Source organism: Actinomadura sp. NPDC023710, from assembly GCF_040639875.1.
In the GTDB taxonomy this organism is placed as follows: Bacteria; Actinomycetota; Actinomycetes; order Streptosporangiales; family Streptosporangiaceae; genus Spirillospora; species Spirillospora citrea.
This window is the reverse complement of sequence record NZ_JBFAGB010000045.1, coordinates 59,117-78,289: the sequence shown is the minus strand read 5'-3', so window position 1 is coordinate 78,289 and position 19,173 is coordinate 59,117. Positions and strand designations below refer to the sequence as shown.

The 19,173-nt window shown below is 72.3% G+C and carries 16 protein-coding genes; 4 read left to right on the top strand and 12 right to left on the bottom strand.

Going from position 1 to position 19,173, the window contains the following annotated elements; translation table 11 throughout:
- The coding region (gene deoC, locus AB0H37_RS37380; RefSeq protein WP_360617346.1) for a deoxyribose-phosphate aldolase at positions 1–909 on the bottom strand (909 nt) is incomplete at its 3' end.
- 44 nt (positions 910–953) lie between these two features.
- Positions 954–1,640, bottom strand: a complete 687-nt coding sequence (locus AB0H37_RS37375) for an SRPBCC family protein (protein WP_360617345.1) — start codon at positions 1,638–1,640, stop codon at positions 954–956.
- Positions 1,641–1,775: 135 nt separating this feature from the next.
- Here AB0H37_RS37375 and AB0H37_RS37370 point away from each other — a divergent pair, with 135 nt between their 5' ends.
- The 3 genes from AB0H37_RS37370 to AB0H37_RS37360 all read left to right on the top strand — a co-directional run bounded on the left by AB0H37_RS37370 (position 1,776) and on the right by AB0H37_RS37360 (position 5,468).
- On the top strand, positions 1,776–2,423 hold the full coding sequence (locus AB0H37_RS37370) for a TetR/AcrR family transcriptional regulator (RefSeq protein ID WP_360617343.1): 648 nt from the start codon (positions 1,776–1,778) through the stop codon (positions 2,421–2,423).
- A 79-nt stretch (positions 2,424–2,502) separates the two neighbouring features.
- On the top strand, positions 2,503–4,464 hold the full coding sequence (locus tag AB0H37_RS37365) for an acyl-CoA dehydrogenase family protein (protein WP_329095335.1): 1,962 nt from the start codon (positions 2,503–2,505) through the stop codon (positions 4,462–4,464).
- A gap of 182 nt (positions 4,465–4,646) precedes the next feature.
- The gene (locus AB0H37_RS37360; RefSeq protein ID WP_179832483.1) at positions 4,647–5,468 is read left to right on the top strand and encodes a methyltransferase domain-containing protein; all 822 of its coding nucleotides are present in this window, start codon (positions 4,647–4,649) and stop codon (positions 5,466–5,468) included.
- Positions 5,469–5,769: 301 nt separating this feature from the next.
- Here the strand turns inward: AB0H37_RS37360 and AB0H37_RS37355 are convergent, their stop codons facing one another.
- The 7 genes from AB0H37_RS37355 to AB0H37_RS37325 form a co-directional block, all read right to left on the bottom strand.
- On the bottom strand, positions 5,770–8,658 hold the full coding sequence (locus AB0H37_RS37355; RefSeq protein WP_360617341.1) for an AAA family ATPase: 2,889 nt from the start codon (positions 8,656–8,658) through the stop codon (positions 5,770–5,772).
- A 42-nt stretch (positions 8,659–8,700) separates the two neighbouring features.
- Positions 8,701–9,732, bottom strand: coding sequence for a CoA transferase (locus tag AB0H37_RS37350; RefSeq protein ID WP_329095341.1), 1,032 nt, complete (start codon positions 9,730–9,732; stop codon positions 8,701–8,703).
- A 338-nt stretch (positions 9,733–10,070) separates the two neighbouring features.
- Positions 10,071–11,879, bottom strand: coding sequence for an arginine--tRNA ligase (argS, locus tag AB0H37_RS37345; protein WP_329095343.1), 1,809 nt, complete (start codon positions 11,877–11,879; stop codon positions 10,071–10,073).
- 126 nt (positions 11,880–12,005) lie between these two features.
- Positions 12,006–12,746 (bottom strand): hypothetical protein, encoded by a 741-nt coding sequence (locus tag AB0H37_RS37340; RefSeq protein ID WP_329095345.1) that lies wholly within the window; start codon positions 12,744–12,746, stop codon positions 12,006–12,008.
- 71 nt (positions 12,747–12,817) lie between these two features.
- Positions 12,818–14,287: an MFS transporter gene (locus tag AB0H37_RS37335; protein WP_360617340.1), complete on the bottom strand. Its 1,470-nt coding sequence runs from the start codon at positions 14,285–14,287 to the stop codon at positions 12,818–12,820.
- Between the two features lie 98 nt (positions 14,288–14,385).
- Positions 14,386–14,739 carry a metalloregulator ArsR/SmtB family transcription factor gene (locus AB0H37_RS37330; protein ID WP_229810732.1) on the bottom strand — a complete coding sequence of 118 codons (354 nt, stop codon included), beginning with the start codon at positions 14,737–14,739 and terminating at the stop codon, positions 14,386–14,388.
- Entirely contained in the window at positions 14,736–15,173 is a 438-nt protein-coding gene (locus tag AB0H37_RS37325; RefSeq protein WP_179832478.1) for an SRPBCC domain-containing protein, read from the bottom strand. The genes AB0H37_RS37330 and AB0H37_RS37325 overlap by 4 nt, the downstream gene beginning before the upstream one ends.
- A gap of 248 nt (positions 15,174–15,421) precedes the next feature.
- Between AB0H37_RS37325 and AB0H37_RS37320 the strand changes: the two genes are divergently transcribed.
- A complete protein-coding gene (locus AB0H37_RS37320; protein WP_360617338.1) occupies positions 15,422–15,907 on the top strand; it encodes a YcxB family protein in 486 nt (161 codons plus the stop codon).
- Here the strand turns inward: AB0H37_RS37320 and AB0H37_RS37315 are convergent.
- From AB0H37_RS37315 to AB0H37_RS37305, 3 genes are all read right to left on the bottom strand, one after another.
- Complete coding sequence (locus tag AB0H37_RS37315) at positions 15,884–16,984, bottom strand: DUF6183 family protein (RefSeq protein ID WP_360617337.1); 1,101 nt, start codon at positions 16,982–16,984, stop codon at positions 15,884–15,886. The two genes, AB0H37_RS37320 and AB0H37_RS37315, sit on opposite strands and share 24 nt — an antisense overlap.
- Positions 16,985–17,111: 127 nt before the next feature.
- Positions 17,112–17,915 (bottom strand): enoyl-CoA hydratase-related protein, encoded by an 804-nt coding sequence (locus AB0H37_RS37310; RefSeq protein ID WP_360617335.1) that lies wholly within the window; start codon positions 17,913–17,915, stop codon positions 17,112–17,114.
- 55 nt (positions 17,916–17,970) lie between these two features.
- On the bottom strand, positions 17,971–19,116 hold the full coding sequence (locus AB0H37_RS37305; RefSeq protein WP_329095354.1) for an acetyl-CoA C-acetyltransferase: 1,146 nt from the start codon (positions 19,114–19,116) through the stop codon (positions 17,971–17,973).
- Positions 19,117–19,173 lie beyond the last annotated feature (57 nt).

Genomic DNA, 19,173 nt, shown 5'->3' with positions numbered 1-19,173 from the left:
GGGACCGGAATACACCCCGGTGGCCAGCTTGCGGCGCTGCATCAGCAGATCGTTCAGCACCGAGGACGCCCCGAGCCGGAACCACTCGGGCGTCAACCAGTCGACGCCCGCGGTCTCCTTCACCAGCACCAGATACCTGATCGCGTCCTTGGCGGTGCGGATCCCGCCCGCGGGCTTGACGCCCACCTGCCGCCCCGTGGCCGCCCGGTAGTCACGGACGGCCTCCAACATCACCAACGTCACCGGCAGCGTCGCCGCCGGCGCCACCTTCCCCGTCGAGGTCTTGATGAAATCGGCCCCCGCCCGCATCGCCAGCCACGAGGCCCGCCGCACATTGTCGTAGGTGGCCAACTCACCGGTCTCCAAGATCACCTTCAGATGCGCCGGCCCGCACGCCTCCCTGACCGCGACGATCTCCTCATGCACCCTGGCGTAGTCACCCGCCAGGAACGCACCCCGATCGATCACCATGTCGATCTCGGCCGCACCCGCCGCCACCGCCGCCCGCGTATCGGCCAGCTTGGCCTCCATAGGCGCCCGCCCGGACGGAAAAGCCGTCGCCACACTCGCAACACCGACCCCCGTCCCCGACAGGGCACGCACCGCGACCTCCACCATGTCGGGGTACACACACACCGCCGCCACCCTCGGCACCGAAACATCCGACGGATCGGGCTGCGCCGCCTTGACGCACAACGCCCGCACCTTCCCCGCCGTGTCCGCACCCTCCAGCGTGGTCAGATCCACCATCGAAATCGCCAGATCGATCGCCTCGGCCTTCGCCGACGCCTTGACCGACCGAGCGGCCAACCGCGCCGCCCGCTCCTCGACACCCACCCGATCCACCCCGGGAAGGCCGTGCAGGAAGGCGCGCAGCTCGGCGGCACCGTTCAGAGTCTCCGTTGACACTCCCCCAGCATCGCCGAACTACGTCCCAGGCACAAAACGGACGCTCAGTGCACGGTTCGGTGGCCGGCGCGGGCCTCGGCGGCGGCCTTCAGATCGGCCAGCCAGGCTTCGAGCCCCTGGCCGAGGATCTCGGTGGCCCGGGGCACGTCCGCTTCGACCTGGTCGCCGGTCCAGGTCTCCTCGGTGTGCACGCGGACGCCTTCCCTGACCCTGGTGAAGGTCCACAGGTGCACGCCCTCGTCGATGCGGACCCCGTCGCCGATCGCGGGGCCGCTCCAGAGGATGCAGGCGTCGTGCCGCAGCTGCCGGACGGTGGAGGTGATGGTCAGCGTCGTGGCGGGCGTCGTCGGGGTCGGGGGCGCCGGGGTGGTCCACTGGAACCGCGCCCCCTTGCGGAGAGGCCCGGGGTCGAGGCGCTTCATGGACAGGACGGGCTCCTGCCAGTCCGGCCAGCGCTCCACGTCCGTCTGGAGCGTGAAGACGGTGCTCAGCGGCGCCTTGATCAGGATGTCGCTCCGGTAGCGGATGAGCGCGGCGGGGTCGACGCCCTCCCCGCGGCACTGCGGCCTGCCGCCGTGATGGACGGGAGCGGGGTGGACGGGCGCGGCCTGGGCGGCAGGGACGGTGCCCGCGAGCGCACCGGCGGCGGCGAGCGAGAGCGTGACCGCCGTCGCGCGCATCCGCCCGCCGGGACGGAGGTGCCGACCGTACGGGACCGAGAGGCGATTCATGGCATTCCTTTCGATAGATGCTCCTGCTTTCGTTAGAAGTTATAACCAAGCGGTCCAGGTGGCGTCAACGGGTTCAGTGATACCTTCTAACTAATTCTTGGCGGTGTAGCTTCGACGGCGGAGAGGGGGCCCGTCATGGCGGAGCCGGACACCGGGAGCCCGCGCGAGCGCTACCGGGCGCAGGTGCGTGCGGAGATCAAGGAACGCGCGTGGGAGCAGATCGCCGCGGCGGGCGCGTCCGCGCTCTCCCTCAACGCGATCGCCAAGCGGATGGGCATGAGCGGGCCCGCGCTCTACCGCTACTACGCCGGGCGCGACGAGCTGATCACCGAGCTCGTCCGGGACGCGTACCGGAGCCTCGCCGGCGCCCTCCGCTCCGCGTCCGAGACGGGCGCCGGCCTGGCGGGCCTCGCGCAGACGGTGCGCGGGTGGGCCCTGGAGGACCCGCACCGGTACTTCCTCATCTACGGCACCCCCGTGCCCGGCTACCAGGCGCCGGACGACACCACCGCCGTCTCCGACGAGATCATGGCGATCCTGCTCGACGCCTGCGCGGCGTCATCCCAGGAAGAACCCGCCACACCGTTCGGCACGCATCTGGAGGGCCACCGCGACTGGGCGGGCGACCATCCGGCCCCGCCCGCGGCCCTGCACCGGGCCCTGACCTTCTGGACCCGCTGCCACGGCGTCCTGTCCCTGGAGCTCGCGGGCCATTTCGCCGGAATGGGCTTCGACCCGGCGGAGCTCTTCGCGGCCGAGGTGGACGGCCTGCCGGCCCGCTGACCGGGCGGCCCGAAGGAAGGCGCCCACGTCCGGGACCTGGGCGGGGTTTCCGCTTCCGACCAGTGGAAACTTCGATCACATGAGCCAGCGAACCCACGAGCACGTCGACGAGCGGACGGCCCGCAAGGTGGCCGAGGAGGCCCGGGAGACCGAATGGCGGCTGCCGAGCTTCGGCAAGCAGCTGTTCCTCGGCGACCTGCGCCTCGATCTGATCCATCCGCATCCGCGCCCGTCGCAGGAGCAGCGGACGAAGGGCGAGGAGTTCCTCGCCAAGCTCTCGGCGTTCTGCGCCGCCGACATCGACCCGGCGCGGATCGAGCGGGAGGCGCGCATCCCCGACGAGGTCGTGCGGGGCCTGCGCGACCTCGGCGCGCTCGGCATGAAGATCCCGGAGAAGTACGGGGGGCTCGGGCTCAGCCAGCTCTACTACGGCCGCGCGCTGATGGTGGCGGGGTCGGTCAGCCCGGCGCTCGGCGCGCTGCTGTCGGCGCACCAGTCGATCGGCGTCCCGCAGCCGGTCAAGATGTTCGGTACGCCGGAGCAGAAGGACGCCTGGCTGCCGCGCTGCGCCCGGGAGGTCAGCGCGTTCCTGCTCACCGAGCCCGACGTCGGCTCCGACCCGGCGCGGCTCCGCGCCACCGCCGTCCCCGACGGCGACGGCTACGTCCTCAACGGCGTCAAGCTGTGGACGACCAACGGCGTCGTCGCCGACCTCGTCGTGGTGATGGCGCGCGTCCCGAAGTCCGACGGGCACCGCGGCGGCATCTCCGCCTTCATCGTGGACATGGCCTCGCCCGGCATCACCGTCGAGAACCGCAACGCGTTCATGGGGCTGCGCGGCATCGAGAACGGCGTCACGCGGTTCTACGACGTGCGCGTCCCGAAGGCGAACCTGATCGGCGCGGAGGGCGCGGGCCTGAAGATCGCGCTGACCACGCTCAACACCGGGCGGCTGTCGCTGCCCGCGATCTGCGCCGCGGGCGGCAAGTGGGCCGCCGGGGTCGCGCGGGAGTGGTCGAAGCAGCGGGTGCAGTGGGGGCGGCCGGTCGGCGAGCACGAGGCCGTCGCCACCAAGATCGCGTTCATCGCGGCGACCGCGTACGCGATGGAGGCGATGCTCGATCTGTCCGGCCAGCTCGCCGACGACGAGCGGAACGACGTCCGGATCGAGGCGGCCCTGGCCAAGCTGTGGTCGTCGGAGATGGCGTGCCGCGTGGCCGACGAGCTGGTGCAGCTGCGCGGCGGCCGCGGCTACGAGACGGCCGAGTCGCTCGCGGCGCGCGGCGAGCGCGGCGTGCCCGCCGAGCAGCTGCTCCGCGACCTGCGCATCAACCGGATCTTCGAGGGCTCCAGCGAGATCATGCACCTGCTGATCGCCCGCGAGGCCGTGGACGCGCACCTGTCGGTGGCCGGGGACATCATCGACCCGGACGCCTCCACCGGGCGCAAGGCGCGGGCCGCGGCGAAGGCGGGCGGGTTCTACGCGCGCTGGCTGCCGACGCTCGTCACCGGTGCCGGGCAGCGCCCGAACGCCTACGCCGAGTTCGGCCCGCTGGCCCGGCACCTGCGGTACGTCGAGCGGGCGTCCCGCAAGCTGGCCCGGTCGACCTTCTACGCGGCCGGGCGCTGGCAGGGCGGCCTTGAGTACCGGCAGGGGTTCCTCGGCCGCATGGTCGACATCGGCGCCGAGCTGTTCGCGATGAGCGCGGTCTGCGTCCGCGCCCACGCCGACGCGTCCGCGCAGGGGCCGCTCGGCAGCATGGGCTCCAACGGCATCGGACCGGCCACGGCACCCGGGAAGTCCGCCCTGCTGCTCGCCGACGCGTTCTGCCGGCAGGCGCGCGTCCGCGTCGAGGAGCTGTTCGACGGGCTGTGGCGCAACACCGACGCGATGGACGTGAAGCTGGCACGGGCCGTCCTCGCCGGGGACTTCGCCTGGGTGGAGGAGGGCGTCCTGGACCCGTCCATCCCGGGACCGTGGATCGCGCCGTCCGAGCCCGGCCCGAGCGAGCGGGAGGACGTGCACCGGACCATCGGCTGACCGGCGACACGCCCGGCGGGCCGCGTCGCGGGACGGCGTCCCGCCGTCCCGGGACGTCCGGCTTCGGCGCGGGAGTAGACTGACCCGACCTTCGCGCCAGTGATCGAACCGTCCCGAGGGGGCGGGGGAACGGTCCGGCGAACGAGAAGCCGAACGCCAACGCACCCAGCGAGCGGGAAGTAATGCAGTCACCTGGTCAGAAGAAGTCCATCGCAGGCACCCTCCTCAACCTCGTCGGCAGCCGCCCGAAGCAGGCCGGTCCTGCCGCCGGGCCCGCCCCTGACGGGGACGTCGTCCAGCCCGCCGCCGGGGAGGGCGCGCTGGAGAACCACCTGGGCGGGGACGAAGCCCGCAACTACCGCGAGTACGAGTACCAGACCGTCGCCCCGCACGTCGGCCGCTCCATGCTGGAGGTCGGCTCCGGCCTCGGGCACTTCTCCGAGCAGTTCGCCGGGCGCCTCGACTACCTCGTCGTCAGCGACAACGACCCGTACTGCGTCGGCGAGCTGCGCAAGCGCTACGACGGCAACGACGACGTCGAGGTCATCGACCTCGCCCTGCCCGCCGACATCACGATCCGGCGCAAGGTCGACACCGTCGTGATGATGAACGTCCTGGAGCACATCAAGGACGACGCCCAGGCGCTGCGCGACCTCGCCGCCGTCACCGAGCCCGGCGGCCGCATCGTCATCTGGGTGCCCGGCTACATGCAGCTCTACGGCGACTTCGACCGCAAGGTCGGACACGTCACCCGGTACACCCCGGCCACGCTGGAGGCGTCGGTCCGCGAGGCCGGGCTCGTCCCCGAGGTGCTCAAGCCGATCAACTTCCTGGGCGGGATCGCCTGGTGGTTCGCGGTCCGCCGCGGCGGCGCCGGCTACCCCGACCCCAAGCTCGTCAAGATCTACGACCGGACGGTCGTGCCGCTCACCCGCACCATCGAGCGCTTCGTCAAGCCGCCGTTCGGCCAGACGGTCTTCTGCGTCGCGCGCGTCCCGCGCTGACGCCGCGTTCCTCGCGCGGACGGGGACGGGTCACGAAAGCCGACCCGCCCCCGTCGCTTTTTTCTTGACGCCGAAACGGTATGTCTCGCATCGCCGTCCGGGCCCGGGACCGCGAGACTGTGCAGTGGCCGGACGGGTCCCGGTCCGCCTCTCCGGGCGGAGAAGCACCGCCTGCTTCCGCGGTCCGCGTCCCCGAAAGGCCAGCCACGAAATGTTCCCGTGTGGTCCGACGGTTCGCGGTGGGGAATCCGGGAGGGGAGGTTCCCCGCCGTGAATCAGGGCGGCGCACGCCGGGCGCGACTCAGGCGCCGACCTTCGGCGTGGCGAACAGGGCCAGCCGGTGCGCGGTCGCGGCGGCCTCGCCGCGGCTCGCCACCTCCAGCTTCCCGAGGATGTTCGACACGTGGACGCTGGCCGTCTTCACCGAGATGAACAGCGCTTCGGCGATCTCGCGGTTGCTGCGGCCCTCCGCGACCAGGCGCAGCACCTCGAACTCGCGGGGCGTCAGCCCGAGCGGCGCGGAGGCGTCGCCGCGGCGCGGCATCCGGGTACGGCGCAGCAGGTCGGCGACCTTCTCCGCGAGCGGCCGGGCGCCCAGCCCGTCGGTGAGCGCGGCGGCGGTGTGCAGCGCCGCCGCGGCGGCCTCGTGGTCGCCGGCCGCGAGCGCGGCCTCCGCCGCGCGGGACAGGGCCCGCGCCTGGTAGTAGGGGTTGGCGAGCGCCTCCCATGCGGCCGCGGCCTCCTCCCAGGCGGCCCGGTCGAGGATGCCGCGCGCCCGCGCCAGTTCGGCGCTGAACGTGAGGCAGTGCGCGAACTGGAGCGGGCCGCTCGTCACGAGCCCGGCGGCGCGCTCCTCCATGCGGCGCAGGCGGTCCTCGGCGGCGCCGCCGACCTCGCCGCAGGCGGCCGCGCCGACGATGAGCGCGGGCCACGCGTAGCGGGCGTCGTCCGGCATGCCGGTGTGTTCGAGGACGGGGTCCAGCGCCACCAGCGCCGCCTCCGGGCGTCCCTCGGCGAAGGCGATGTTCGCCTCCAGCCAGAGGGTGCTGAAGTAGTCCTGCGTCTTCATCCACTTCAGCTTGAGCTTCATGATCTCGCGTGACCTGGCCAGCCGCGCCTTGGCCATCGCGATGTCCCCGCGCACGAGCGCCACCCAGCCGGACAGGACGAGCAGCGAGGTGCGGGTCGTGATGGCGGGGTCCTGCTCCATGGCGTGGTTCATCACGGCCAGGGCCTCGTCCCACCGCCCGAGCGAGACCAGCGGCTCGGCCTCGTTGATGGACAGGAACGTTCCCTGCGTGCGGGCCACACCGTACTGGCGGGCCAGCTCCGCGCCGTGCCCCGCGACGGCGGCGGCCTCCTCGTGCCGTCCGGCGCCCTCCAGGAAGTGCGACCTGATCACGTAGTAGCGGAGCAGCACCCGGTGGTTGCCGCTGCGCTCGGCGCTCTCCCCGACCTCGGTGAGGCGGTCCTCGTCCTCGTAGTCGGTGTGGGCGCAGAACAGCGTGATCAGCGCTTCGGTCTCCGCGACGGGGTCGCCGAGGGCGCGCGCGATGGACAGGGACTCCAGCGCCGCCTCGCGGGCGTCCTCCATGGAGGTCGTGATGCGCACGTAGTTGCCCAGCGTGGACAGGGCCCGGGCGCGCAGGATGGTCGGCGGGTCGGCCGGCAGCGCGTCCACCGCGGCGCGCAGGTCCTCGACGAAGCCGGGGCGCGCCACGTGGTAGAGCATGCGGCCGCGCAGTTCCAGCAGCGCCGCCCAGCGGGCGGTGTCGCGCTCGCCGTCGGCGGCCTCGACCTCCTTCAGCGCGGCGGTCGCGAGCTTGATGCCGCGGTCGAACTCGCCGGCCAGGTCGGCGGCGGTCGCGGCGTCCTCCAGGACCGAGACGTGGTCGGCGCCGATGCGCTCCGACGCGTCCGGGACCTTGTCCCACAGCTGGAGGACCCGTTCGAGCATCGCCAGGCACTCGGCGTAGGCGACCGCCTTGCGGGCCTCCCTCGCCGCGCGCCAGGACGCGACCAGCGCCCACGTGCTGTCGTGGGCCTGCATCCAGTGGTAGCTCAGCTCGACCCAGAGCCGCCCGGCCGATACGAGCCCGGGCTCCTTCTCCAGGGCCTCGGCGTAGCGGGTGTGGAGGCGCGTGAACTCGCCCGGCAGCAGGTCGTCGTGGACGGCCTCGCGGATCAGGGCGTGCCGGAACGCGTAGCCGTCGCCGTCCACGACCAGGACGTTGGCGGCGACCGCGGGCCGCAGGACGCGGGTCAGCGCGGCGTCGTCGAGCCGGGACACCGCCGCCAGCAGCGCGTGCTCGATGCGGGTACTGCCGCCGCTGGCGTCCCGCAGGACGTCCTGCGTCTCCTCGGGAAGCCGCTGGACGCCCGCCAGCAGCAGGTCGCGCAGCGACTCGGGCAGCTCGCAGGCCAGCGTGCCGTCGTCGTCGAGCAGCGCCTCGATGAACAGGGGGTTGCCCTCGCTGCGGGCCTCGATCCGCTCGACGAGGCCGGGGGGCGGGATCTGGCCGAGCAGCTCGGTGACGAGCGCGGCGACGTCGGCGCGGGCCAGCCGGCCGATCTCCGTGCGGCGGACGCGTTCGAGCCGCTCCAGGCCGGCGAGCAGCTGGCGCAGCGGATGGGTGCGGTGCAGCTCGTCCGACCGGTAGGTCATGACGATCAGCAGCGGCGCCGAGCCGAGGTTGCGGATCAGGAAGGCGAGCAGGTCGCGGGTGGAACGGTCCGCCCAGTGGGCGTCCTCGATGACGAGCACGACCGGGCCGCGCTCGGCGAGCCGCTCCAGCAGCGTCAGCACGACCTCGAACAGCCGGGCGCGCTCCTCGCCGGACGCGGCGTCGCTCTCCGGTTCCCCGAACTCGGGCAGCAGCCGGGCGAGGGCGCCGGTGTCGCCGCGCGGGACGAGCCCGGCGACGCCCTCGATGCCGATGTCGCGGACGAGCCCGCGCAGGACGGTGGTGAACGGCGCGAAGGGAAGGCCGTCGGAACCGAGCTCCAGGCAGCCGCCCACCAGCGTCCTGGCGTCGGCGTCCCGGCTGAACTCCCTGATCAGGCGGGTCTTGCCGAGCCCGGCGTCGCCGCCGAGCAGCACGGCGCCCGGCGCGGCGGCGAGGGCGCCCCGCAACTGCCGCAACTCGGCCGACCTGCCGATCAGGACGGGACTCATCGCACGCGCGTTCACGAGACAAGCATGCCAAACGGATCGGACATTCCACCCCGAATTTCACTCCGTGAGACGCCAGGTCTGGCCCCGGTGCTCGTCCAGTTCCGGGACCGCCCCCTCGGGAAGCGGCGGATGAACGGCCGTCCGGACCGGGCCCTCCTCCTGGATCCCGCGCGACCTGAAGTGATCGAGTTCGAGCATCTCGGCAGGGGACAGCAGGGGCGCCACCGGGGCTCCCGCCCGCGCCAGGCGCTCGATCGCCTCCTCCCGGGTGAGCGCCGCGACCGCCGCGGCGACCGCGCCGTCCAGTTCGCCTATCCGCTGGAGCCGCTCGGCGAACGGGACGGCGGCGTGCTCACCGATGCCGAGCGCGTGGCAGGTCGCCGCCCAGAGCCCCTCCTCGGACACGACGCCGAGGGTGATCTTCTGGCCGTCCTTGGTCGGGTAGACGCCGTAGCCGGGCACCGGCCCCACGCCCGACCGCCGCGTCGCCACCGGGACGGTGCCGACCCAGTGCGCCAGGACGTCCGCCATGCCGAGATCGATACGGTCGCCCACACCCGTTTCGCGGGCCTTGAGGCAGGCGGCGGTGATCGCGAAGGCGGCCATCGTCGCGGCCGCCATGTCCGCGAGGGGGAGCTCGTCGGCCTCCGGCGAGACGGCGTCGGGCGGCAGCGCGGCCGCGTGGGCGCGGTAGTTGATGTCGTGTCCGGGCACGTCCCTGAGCGGGCCCTCCGCCCCGTATCCGGATATGGAGCAGTAGACGAGCCGCGGGTTGAGCGCCCTGAGGGTCTGGTGGCCCACGCCCAGCCGCTCGGCGACACCCGGCCTGAACCCCTCGACGAAGACCTCGGCGTCCCTGGCCAGTTCCGTGAGCGCCGCGAGCCCGTCCTCGGACTTGAGATCGAGCGCGATGCCGCGCTTGTGCCGGTTGAGGGCGTCGAAATGGTCGCGGAACATCCGCATCGGCTCCCCGCCGGGCGGCTCCACCTTGATCACGTCGGCGCCGAGCTGGGCCAGCAGCTGCGTCGCGTACGGCCCGGGCCGCCACATCGTCAGATCGAGGACGCGGAGTCCGTCCAGCGGCGCCATGGCGCTCCTCTCGGGGGAGGACTTCACCGTGCCGGTCGCCCCGCCCCCTAGTCAAGCGAGCGCTTGGTTCGTAAGAGGCGCGAGGGTGGCCGTGGTCCCCCGACGTCCACGGCCACCCTCATGATCAGACGACCGGGCCCCCGGAGAAGTTCGCGCCGGCGAAGAGGCGGCGCCCGGAAAGGACAACGGGCCGCACACCCGCGCCGGTCGCCGTGAGGCGACCGGTGCGGAGTGCGGCCCGTCAGTTGCTCGGGAAGGCCGGGCAGACCCTCCCGATGTCACGTCCGTCCGGCGCCGGGGCGCCGGACGGGCGCGATCAGGTGATCAAGGTGCGGTCCTCACATCCGGTCGGGTGCGGGGATGCCGAGGAGGTCCAGGCCGGTGACCAGCGTGCGCAGCGTGACCGCGCACAGAGCCATCCGGGAAGCCCTGGTCTTCTCGTCGATGCCGTCCTTGAGCACCGGGCAGGCCTCGTAGAAGGCCGTGAAGAACCTGGCGAGCTCGTAGAGATAGCCCGCCAGCTGGTGCGGTTCCGCCGCCGCGCCCGCCTGCTCCAGTGTGATACCGAAGTCCAGCAGGTGCAGCGCCAGGTCCCGCTCCTCCTTGGCTCCGATCAGGATCGGTGCCACGGCCGACTCCGGCGTCAGCCCGCCCTTGCGGAGGACGGACTTCATCCGGACGCCGGCGTACTGCACGAAGCCGGCCGACTTGCCGGTGAACGCGATCATCCGATCCAGGTCGAACGGGTACTTGCTGTCCCGCGCCACCAGCAGATCGGCGAACTTCACCGCGCCCATGGCCACGGCGTCGATGATCGCGGCGCGGGTCGCGTCGTCGAACATCTCGCCGCGCCCGCTCTCGATCAACGCCGCGGTGGCCCGCTCGGTCGCCCCGTCCAGCAACTCGGACAGCTTGACCGCCTCGCCGGACCGGCTCTTCAGCTTGCTGCCGGTCCTGGGGTCGGTCACGAGACCGATCTTGGCGTGTTCGAGGACGGCCCCGCCTGCCAGGAAGTTCGCCCTCTGCGCGATGGCGAACAGCAGCTCGAAGTGCTCCGTCTGCTCGTCACCCACCACGTAGACGATCCGGTTGGCACGCAGCTCGTCCAGCCGGTAGAGGATCGTGGCGAGATCGGTGGTGGTGTAGTTGTACCCACCATCGCTCTTGCGGACGATGACCGGCTTGGGCCCGCCGTCCCTGCCCCTGAACTCCGGCAGGAAGACGCACAGCGCACCCTCGCTGGGCACCGCGAGGCGGTTCATCTCCAGTTCGTCGACGACCTGGGGGAGAATCTCGTTGTAGAAGCTCTCTCCCTTGACGTCGTCGTCGGTGAGCTTGACGCCCAGCCGCTCGTACAGAGCGTTGTACGAGCGCATGGAGACGTCCACGAGGCGCCGCCAGTACCGCAGCGTGTCCTCGTCGCCGGCCTGCAGGGCGACCAGTCGCCGCCGCGCCCGTCCGGCGAACTCCTCGTCCGACTCGAACCTCGCGTGGGCCGCCTTGTAGAAGGCGCCCGTGTCGTTCACGAACGCGTCGAGCCCGGCGACTGTGCCCCCCTCGAAGTCGAGGAGGTACTCGATGAGCATGCCGAACGGCGTGCCCCAGTCACCGATGTGGTTGTCCCGGATCACCTCGTGGCCCAGGAACTCCAGGATCCGGGCGATGGCGTCGCCCACGATCGTCGTCCGCAGGTGACCGACGTGCATCACCTTCGCGACGTTGGGTGAGGAGAACTCCACCACGACCCGCTGCGGCAGCACGGCCGCGCGCACCGCAAGGCGCTCGTCGGCCGAGATCCGCTTGAGCTGGGCGACGATCCACTTGTCGCTCAGCGTCATGTTGATGAAGCCGGGCCCGCTGATCCGGACCTCCGACACGACGTCTTCGACGTCGAGCCGGTCCACGATCTCCTGCGCCACTTGCCGGGGGTCGCGCTTCTGCTCCCGGGGGTCGCGCCGGTCCAGCTCCTTGGCCAGCGCCATCGCGACGTTGGCCTGCAGATCCGCGTGCTGCGACGGCCGGATGAGGGGGTCGACACCCCAGTACTTCCGGCCGAAGGCGGCGCCCAGCGCCGCCCGGAACCGGTCGGCGAGAAGGGGCACCGGCGACGGGCCCGGTTCGGTGAACCTGATTTGCTCAGGGTTCATCGCACTTTCTCCTGTCTTGTTTGTTCGGTTCGCGGGACTATCCCGCACCGGTTACCGTCCACGTCCGCCGGACCGCGGCAACCCGGAATCACGGAGGCGGGTCCGCGGACCCCGCACTCCGCTCCACTACGACTTGATGGACGGGCGTCCGGCGATCAGGTCGCTCAGCCGGTCCCCGAGGCGCTGGACGGGGAGGCGGTACCGGCGCTCCCGATTCCGCGCCCGCCGCTCCTTGCGGGAGCCCTCCGCGTAGCGGCGCCGGGCCCACGGCGAGTCCGGCCGGGCCAGCCGGACGGCCCCGATGATCGCGACGAGCCCGATGAACAGGCCGATGACGCCCGTCCAGACCTTGCCCTTGAGGAGGGCGATCAGCGCGACGCACAGGTTGAAGAGCAGGATGCCCGCGATGCCCCACAGCCCGTCCCCGGCGGCGTCGTCCACGCCCAGCGGCCGCAGGCCCACCAGCATCAGCCCGCACAGCGCGATCGTGATGAAGACCACCTCGACCGACAGCCGGCCCTGCTCGCTCCAGTAGACGTCCTGGAGGTGCAGGACCAGGGCGAACTCGTCGAGGACGAGCGCGGTGCCCGCCCCGAACACCGCCGCGGCGGCCGCCGCCCACCCGGACGAGTCGTCGGTGAGGGCCAGCCCGCCCACACCGCCGACGCACATGAACACGAGCCCGAACACGACGTGGTGGATGTGCCGCCCGCCGGGCGCCACGTTCCCGGGCCACCATCGCGCCTGCCGCCTGATCATCCGCACGCTGAACCGGATGAACAGGAAGGCCGCGATGAACGCCACGAGGAAGCAGAACAGCCGGAGCCGCCCGGCGTCCGCGATCTCGCGAGTGAACCAGTCCCCCACACCGCCCTCCCTTCCCCGGCGCGGGTAAAGGCCACCTCCTCACCGGCCGGACCCTCTGGAGGTGGTGACGGTCACACCGGGGCCGAAGGGGAGGCGGCCGCCTCCTTCGCCGCCGGGCCGGGCGCCGCCGGGCCGGGCGCCGCCGGGCGGGAGCCGTCACGGGGGCGGAGGCCGAACCAGACGAGCACCACGCTGGCCAGCGTCACGGCCACGTCCACACCCAGCGCGAGGCGGATGCCGGTCAGTTCCACGCTCTGCGTGGCGGCGACCGAGCCGAGGATCGGGATGCCGATGGTGATGGCCACCTGCTGGGTCATCAGCGTCAGCCCGGTCGCCAGGCCCTGCTCCTCGTTCGGCAGCCCGGAGGTGCCGGTCACGGTGTACGCCACGATGGACGTCACGTGCCCGAAGAAGCCGATGAACAGCGCGGGGACCAGGATCGCGAGCGCCGTGCGGTCCGCGCCGAGGAAGACCAGCGGCAGGGTCGCCAGGCCCTGCACGGCCAGGCCGCAGGTCAGGACGGCCCGGCCGCCGAAGCGCCCGATGACCCGCCCGGCGATCACTCCGGCGCCGACGGACGCCAGGCCGGGGACACCGAGGACCAGCCCGGTCGCCAGCGGGGAGAAGCCGAGGACGTTCTGCAGGTAGAGCGTCGTCAGGAAGATCATCGCCGGCTCCATCGCGAAGACCACGAGGCCCGCGTAGTTGCCCCACTTCACCGTGGGCCGGCCGAGGATGCGCACCGGGGCGAGCGGCGCGGGAGAGCGCAGTTCGATCACCCAGAAGGCGGCCAGCAGCAGCACGCCGGCGACGGCCGCGGGGACGTTCCGCTCGATGACCGCGTAGATCGCGGCCAGCAGGCCGCCGGTCACGGTCACCGCGCCGGGCAGGTCCAGCCGGAGCCGGGCGGGACGGCTGCTCTCACCGATCAGGGTGGGGGTGGCCAGCAGCACGGCCACGGCGACCGGGACGTTGATGAAGAACGCCGCCCGCCAGCTCAGCAGACTGACCAGGGCACCGCCGACCAGGGCGCCGACGGTGAAGCCCGCGGAGAGCAGGGCGCCGTTGAGGCCGAGGACGCGCTCGCGCAGCGGGCCCTCCGCGAACGTACTGGTGATCAAGGACAGCGCCGCGGGGGTCGCCATCGCCGTCGCGAAGCCCTGGAGGGCCCGTGCGGTCAGGAGCGTCTCGGGGCCGGACGCGAAGCCGCCGAGCAGCGAGGCCCCGGTCAGCAGCGCCATCCCGGCGAGGAACAGCCTGCGACGGCCGAACAGGTCCGCCATCCGGCCGAACACCAGCGTGAAGCCGGCGGCCGGCAGCGCGTACGCGGCGGTGATCCAGGGCAGGCCGTCGACGCCCAGCCCGACGCCCTCACCGGCCATCGGGAGGGCGACGTTCAGGATGGAGAAGTCGACGGACAGCGTGAAACCGGCGCCGAGCAGGACGAGCAGGATGAGCCGCTGCCTGCCGCCGATACGCGGGGGCGAGGTCGTTTCCGTGGGCTTGGTCGTTTCCGTGGGCTTGGTCGTTTCCGTGGGCATGACGAAGCGCCCTTTCCGCAAGGGATCCGGGATCGCCGGACGATCAGAGCGTCGTCCGGCGTGAGATGGCCGTGAGCGGCCGATGGCATGGGGGACGGCTAGCGGGCGTCGCGCTCCGCTTCTTCGGCGATGCGCTTGATGTTCGCCAGGCGGCGGTCCCAGTCGGCCGCGAGGGAGGCCATCCACCGCGCCGTCGCGTTCAGGGCCGCGGGCCGCACCGCGTACCGCACCTCGCGTCCGACCCGGCCGCTGGAGACCAGCTCGGCCGCCTCCAGGACGTTGAGGTGCTTGACCACCGCCTGCCGCGAGACCGGAAGGGGCCCGGCGAGGGTCGTGGCGGTGGCCTCGCCGTGTTCGGCGAGCAGGTCGAGCAGGCGGCGCCGCGTCGGATCGGCCAGCGCGGCGAGGACGCTGTCGACCGGCGCGACGCCGTCGTCGGGGATCTCGGTCACGCGGATTCGACGCGGGTCTTGAAGGCGTCCAGCACCTGGGGCCAGCCGCCGGTGTTGTCCTCCACGGCCTTGCGGCGCAGGTCCTCGGATCCGGTCAGCGCGGCGAACCCGCTCTCGACGACGCGCAGCCGCGTCTTGCCGCCCTCGGGGGTCAGCGTGAACTCCACGAGGGTGCTGTTGTCGTCGCGCAACTCCTCCCCCGGGAAGGCGCTGACCCAGCGGTAGGCGACGTACGTCGGCGGCTCGACCTTCTCCACGCGCACGGGGAAGTCGCCGTGCTCGGCGTTCTTCACCACCATCGACTCGCCCTCCGCGGCCCCGCCGGGCGGGCCCGGCACGTCGGCCACCCAGAACCCGGGGTCGGCCACCAGCGACCAGACCCGCTCCAAGGATGCCGCGATCAGGGTTTCGCGTTCAATCCGGTTCTCACTCATCTGGCTGCTCCCCAGTTCGGTTCATCGTTGCAACCTCAGGGTTGCACATGCGTCGCCAGAGGCGCAACCCTACGGTTGCACTTACCTGAGGCGATCTCGTCTGGGCCGGTCGGCGGCCGAGCGATGTCCGCGACGCCGGCACGACCCGGGCCAGCCACGTCCTGGGGTGCCGCCTCCCGCCGACGTGCGGTTGCGCTGATGAGCGGGCCAGAGGAAGGATGATCCACACGTTAGGCAAAGGCGGCGATGTGGACATCACGGTCCAGTACGAACCCACCACGGACGAGGTGGTCCGGGCGTTCTCCCAGGGGCTCAGGCGGCAGCTCACCGCCGTGTACGCGGTTCTCGTCGCCGTCCTGATCGTGGGCGCGTCCGTCATGTTCGTCACGGACAACCCGGCGATGGGCATCGGCATGCTGGTGGCATCGGTGCTGGGTCCCCTGTCGGGGAACTGGTGGCTTCGCAAGCGCGCGCGGCAGCAGCTCTCGTTCCTCTGCGTCCCCACGACGGTCCGGGTGACCGACGACGGCTACGACTGCCGGACGGACGAGTCCACCACGACGATGCGCTGGACCATGTTCTCCAACGTCATCTCCACCCCGGAGTTCTGGCTGCTGTTCGTGAACAAGCAGCCCGCCGCGTTCCTCCCCAGGGGCGCCTTCGACGCCGCTCAGCAGGCCGAGATCGATGGTTTCCTCGCTGCTCGCGGGTCAGTCGGAGTCGGTGACGGCTAGCACGGCCACCGTCCGGCGGTCCGGCCGCAGGACGGCGACCCCCACGTCCAGCGGCGGGACGACCTGGAGATGCCAGTCCGAGCCGTAGAAGAGCCATGTGCACCGGTCGGCGGCCTGCTCGATCGCCGCCAGGCCGGTCTGCCCGGCGTCCGCCAGCGCCGCCAAGGACTCCCATGACGCCTTGCGCGCATAGGCGCCGTGCATGCGGGGCCCGTAGGCACCGCCGGAGGCGGCCCCGGCGAAGAGCGTCCGCAGGACGTCGGCCGTGGTGACCCGCCGCACTCCGGCCACCGAGGCACCGGTGCTGGCGCCCGGCAGGAGCCGGAGCAGCGAGGCGCCGAAGCCGGCGGGGGCGACAGCGCGGTCCAGCCGGAACAGCCCGGCCTCCACGGCATCGGCACCCGACGGCCAGTTGCGGTAGGCGCTCAGCGCCTCCCGCGCGCCGGGCCAGTCGACGGCGGCCACCCCGATGTCGAGACCGGAGGGGCCCGGCACGGCCGGCGTCCCCTCACCCGGCGGACGCCAGGGCTCCGCCGGGCCGGGATGCCGGGGCAGCCCGAGATGCCGCTCGGCCCCGACCGGACGAAGCGGCAGCTCCGCCAGCGGATGCCCGGCGGCCCGCAGCCTCCCGGCGAACCCGGCGGCGGACGTCGCGTCGTGACGCAGGGCCGTCTCCTGCAGCAGGCAGGCCGCGAGTTCGTCCGACGCCTCGGCGTCGTCGAACACCGCGAGGAGATGCTCGGAGGGTTGGGCGCAGGCCAGCCATTCCGCGACCTCCGGCAGGTCGTACCGAAGGTCGCCGCTCCACGTCCGTCCCCCGGCCGCGAGGGCGCGGACGCGCGCGGTCCGCCCCGCGTCCCCCGGCGCGCTCGCCAGCCGCCTCAACGCGACCTCGAAGCCGTACCGCATCGGGTAGGTCGGCTCCCCGACCTCCAGCAACGCGGCCAGCAGCCCTTCGAGCCACTCCGGTTCCGCCTTCTGGACGGCGTTGTCGGTCACCTTGACGGCCCTGTCCCAGTGCCGGTCCCGGTAGGTGTCCGCGAGCCCCATCCGCCGGACGGCCTCCTCGATCTCCACACCAGGCAGTCTCACACCCGCAATGCCGGAAAAGCGATCTCCAGGCCGACCCGGTGATCACGGTCACGCGGCATGCCACCGCCTACAGCCTCGCCCTGCCCGAGCTCGCACCCGCGGACCAGGCGGCTCAGCGGCCCTGGAAGTCCGGGGGGCGGTTCTCCAGGAAGGCCGTGATGCCCTCCTTGGCGTCCTCGGTGGCCGTCAGGTCGACCAGCTCGGACAGGAGGTGGGCGACCTGGTCCTCCAGGGGACGGCCCTCGATGGCGAAGAACGCGTCGCGGCCGCGGCGCAGGCCGACGGGGCTCTTGGACGCGATCACGCGGGCCAGCTCGTCCACGCGGGCGTCCAGGGCGGCGCGCGGGACGACCTCGGTGACCAGGCCGATGTCGCGGCCCTCCGCGGCGGTGATACGGCCGCCGGTGTAGTAGAGCTTGAAGGCGTGCTTCGGAGCGACGTTCCGGTTGATGATCGCCATGATCATCATGGGCCAGAGCCCGACGTTGACCTCGGGGGTGGCGAGCTTGACGTCGTCCGCCGCGATCACCAGGTCGCAGGCGGCGGCGAGGCCGAGGCCGCCCGCGACGGCGTGCCCGGCCAGCCGCGCGATGATCGGCTTGCCGAGCCGGGGGAAGGCCGTGAAGAGCCGGAAGGGGGCGCTGTCCCGGATGGCGGCGTCGGCGACCGACCGGCCGTCCGCCTGCGCCCGGCCGAGGCCGCCGAGGTCGGCGCCCGCGCAGAACGCCCGGTCCCCCGCCCCGGTCAGGACGATCACCCGGACCCCGGCGTCGGCCTCGGCCCGCTCGAACGCGTCGAGCAGCTCGCCGATCATCTGGTCGCTGAGCGCGTTGCGGGCGTCGGGACGGTTCAGCGTGATCCGCGCGATCCGGTCGTCCGCCGAATACAGGATGGTCTCGTACATGTCGCCGCCCACCTCCGAACGGTACCGCCCCCTGGAGCGGGCTCCAGGGGGCGGTACCTCGACGGACTCAGATGCGCTCGATGATGGTGGCGTTGGCCTGGCCGCCGCCCTCGCACATCGTCTGCAGGCCGTAGCGGCCGCCGGTGCGCTCCAGCTCGTGCAGCAGCTTGGTCATCAGGACGCCGCCGGTCGCGCCGAGCGGGTGCCCGAGGGCGATCGCGCCACCGTTGGGGTTGGTCTTGTCCAGCGAGGCGCCGGTGTCGTGCGCCCACGCCATCGGGACCGGGGCGAACGCCTCGTTGACCTCGAAGACGTCGATGTCGTCGATCTTGAGCCCGGCGCGGTCCAGGGCCTTCTCGGTGGCGGGGATCGGGCCGGTCAGCATGTAGACCGGGTCGGAGCCGCACACCGCGAGGGTGTGGATGCGGGCGCGCGGGGTGAGGTTGTACCGCTTGACGGCCTCCTCGGAGGCGACCAGCACCGCGGAGGCGCCGACGGAGATCTGCGAGGCGACGGCGGCGGTGATCCGGCCGCCCTCGCGCAGGGTCTTCAGGCCCGCCATCTTCTCCAGCGTGGTGTCGGCGCGGGCGCCCTCGTCCTTGGACAGCCCGGCGATCGGGGCGATCTCGCGGTCGAAGTAGCCGGCCTCGATGGCCTTGGCGGCGCGCTGGTGGCTCTCCAGCGCGAACTTCTCCAGGTCCTCGCGGGTGAGGCCCCACTTCTCGGCCATCAGCTCGGCGCCGCGGAACTGGGAGACCTCCTGCATGCCGTAGCGCTCGGCCCAGCCCTCGCCGTACGGGAAGGGCATGCCCTTCTCCAGGGCCATGGCGACGGAGGAGCCCATCGGGACGACCGCCATCTGCTCGACGCCGGAGGCGACGACGAGGTCCTGGGTGCCCGACAGCACGCCCTGGGCGGCGAAGTGGATCGCCTGCTGGGACGACCCGCACTGCCGGTCGATGGTCACGCCGGGCACGCTCTCCGGCAGCCCGGCCGACAGCCACGCGGTGCGCGCGATGTCCAGCGACTGCGGGCCGACCTGCATGACGCAGCCCATGATCACGTCTTCGACCCCGGAGGGGTCGACCCCGGTGCGGTTGACGAGCTCCTTGAGCACGTGCGCCCCGAGGTCGGCGGGGTGCACGTCCTTGAGGGCGCCCTTCTTGGTACCGACGGGGGTACGGACCGCGCCGACGATGTACGCCTCGGCCACTACGCCTCCAAAAATCTGGGGTTCCGTCCCGAAACCGAGTGTGATTCGGTTAGTCAG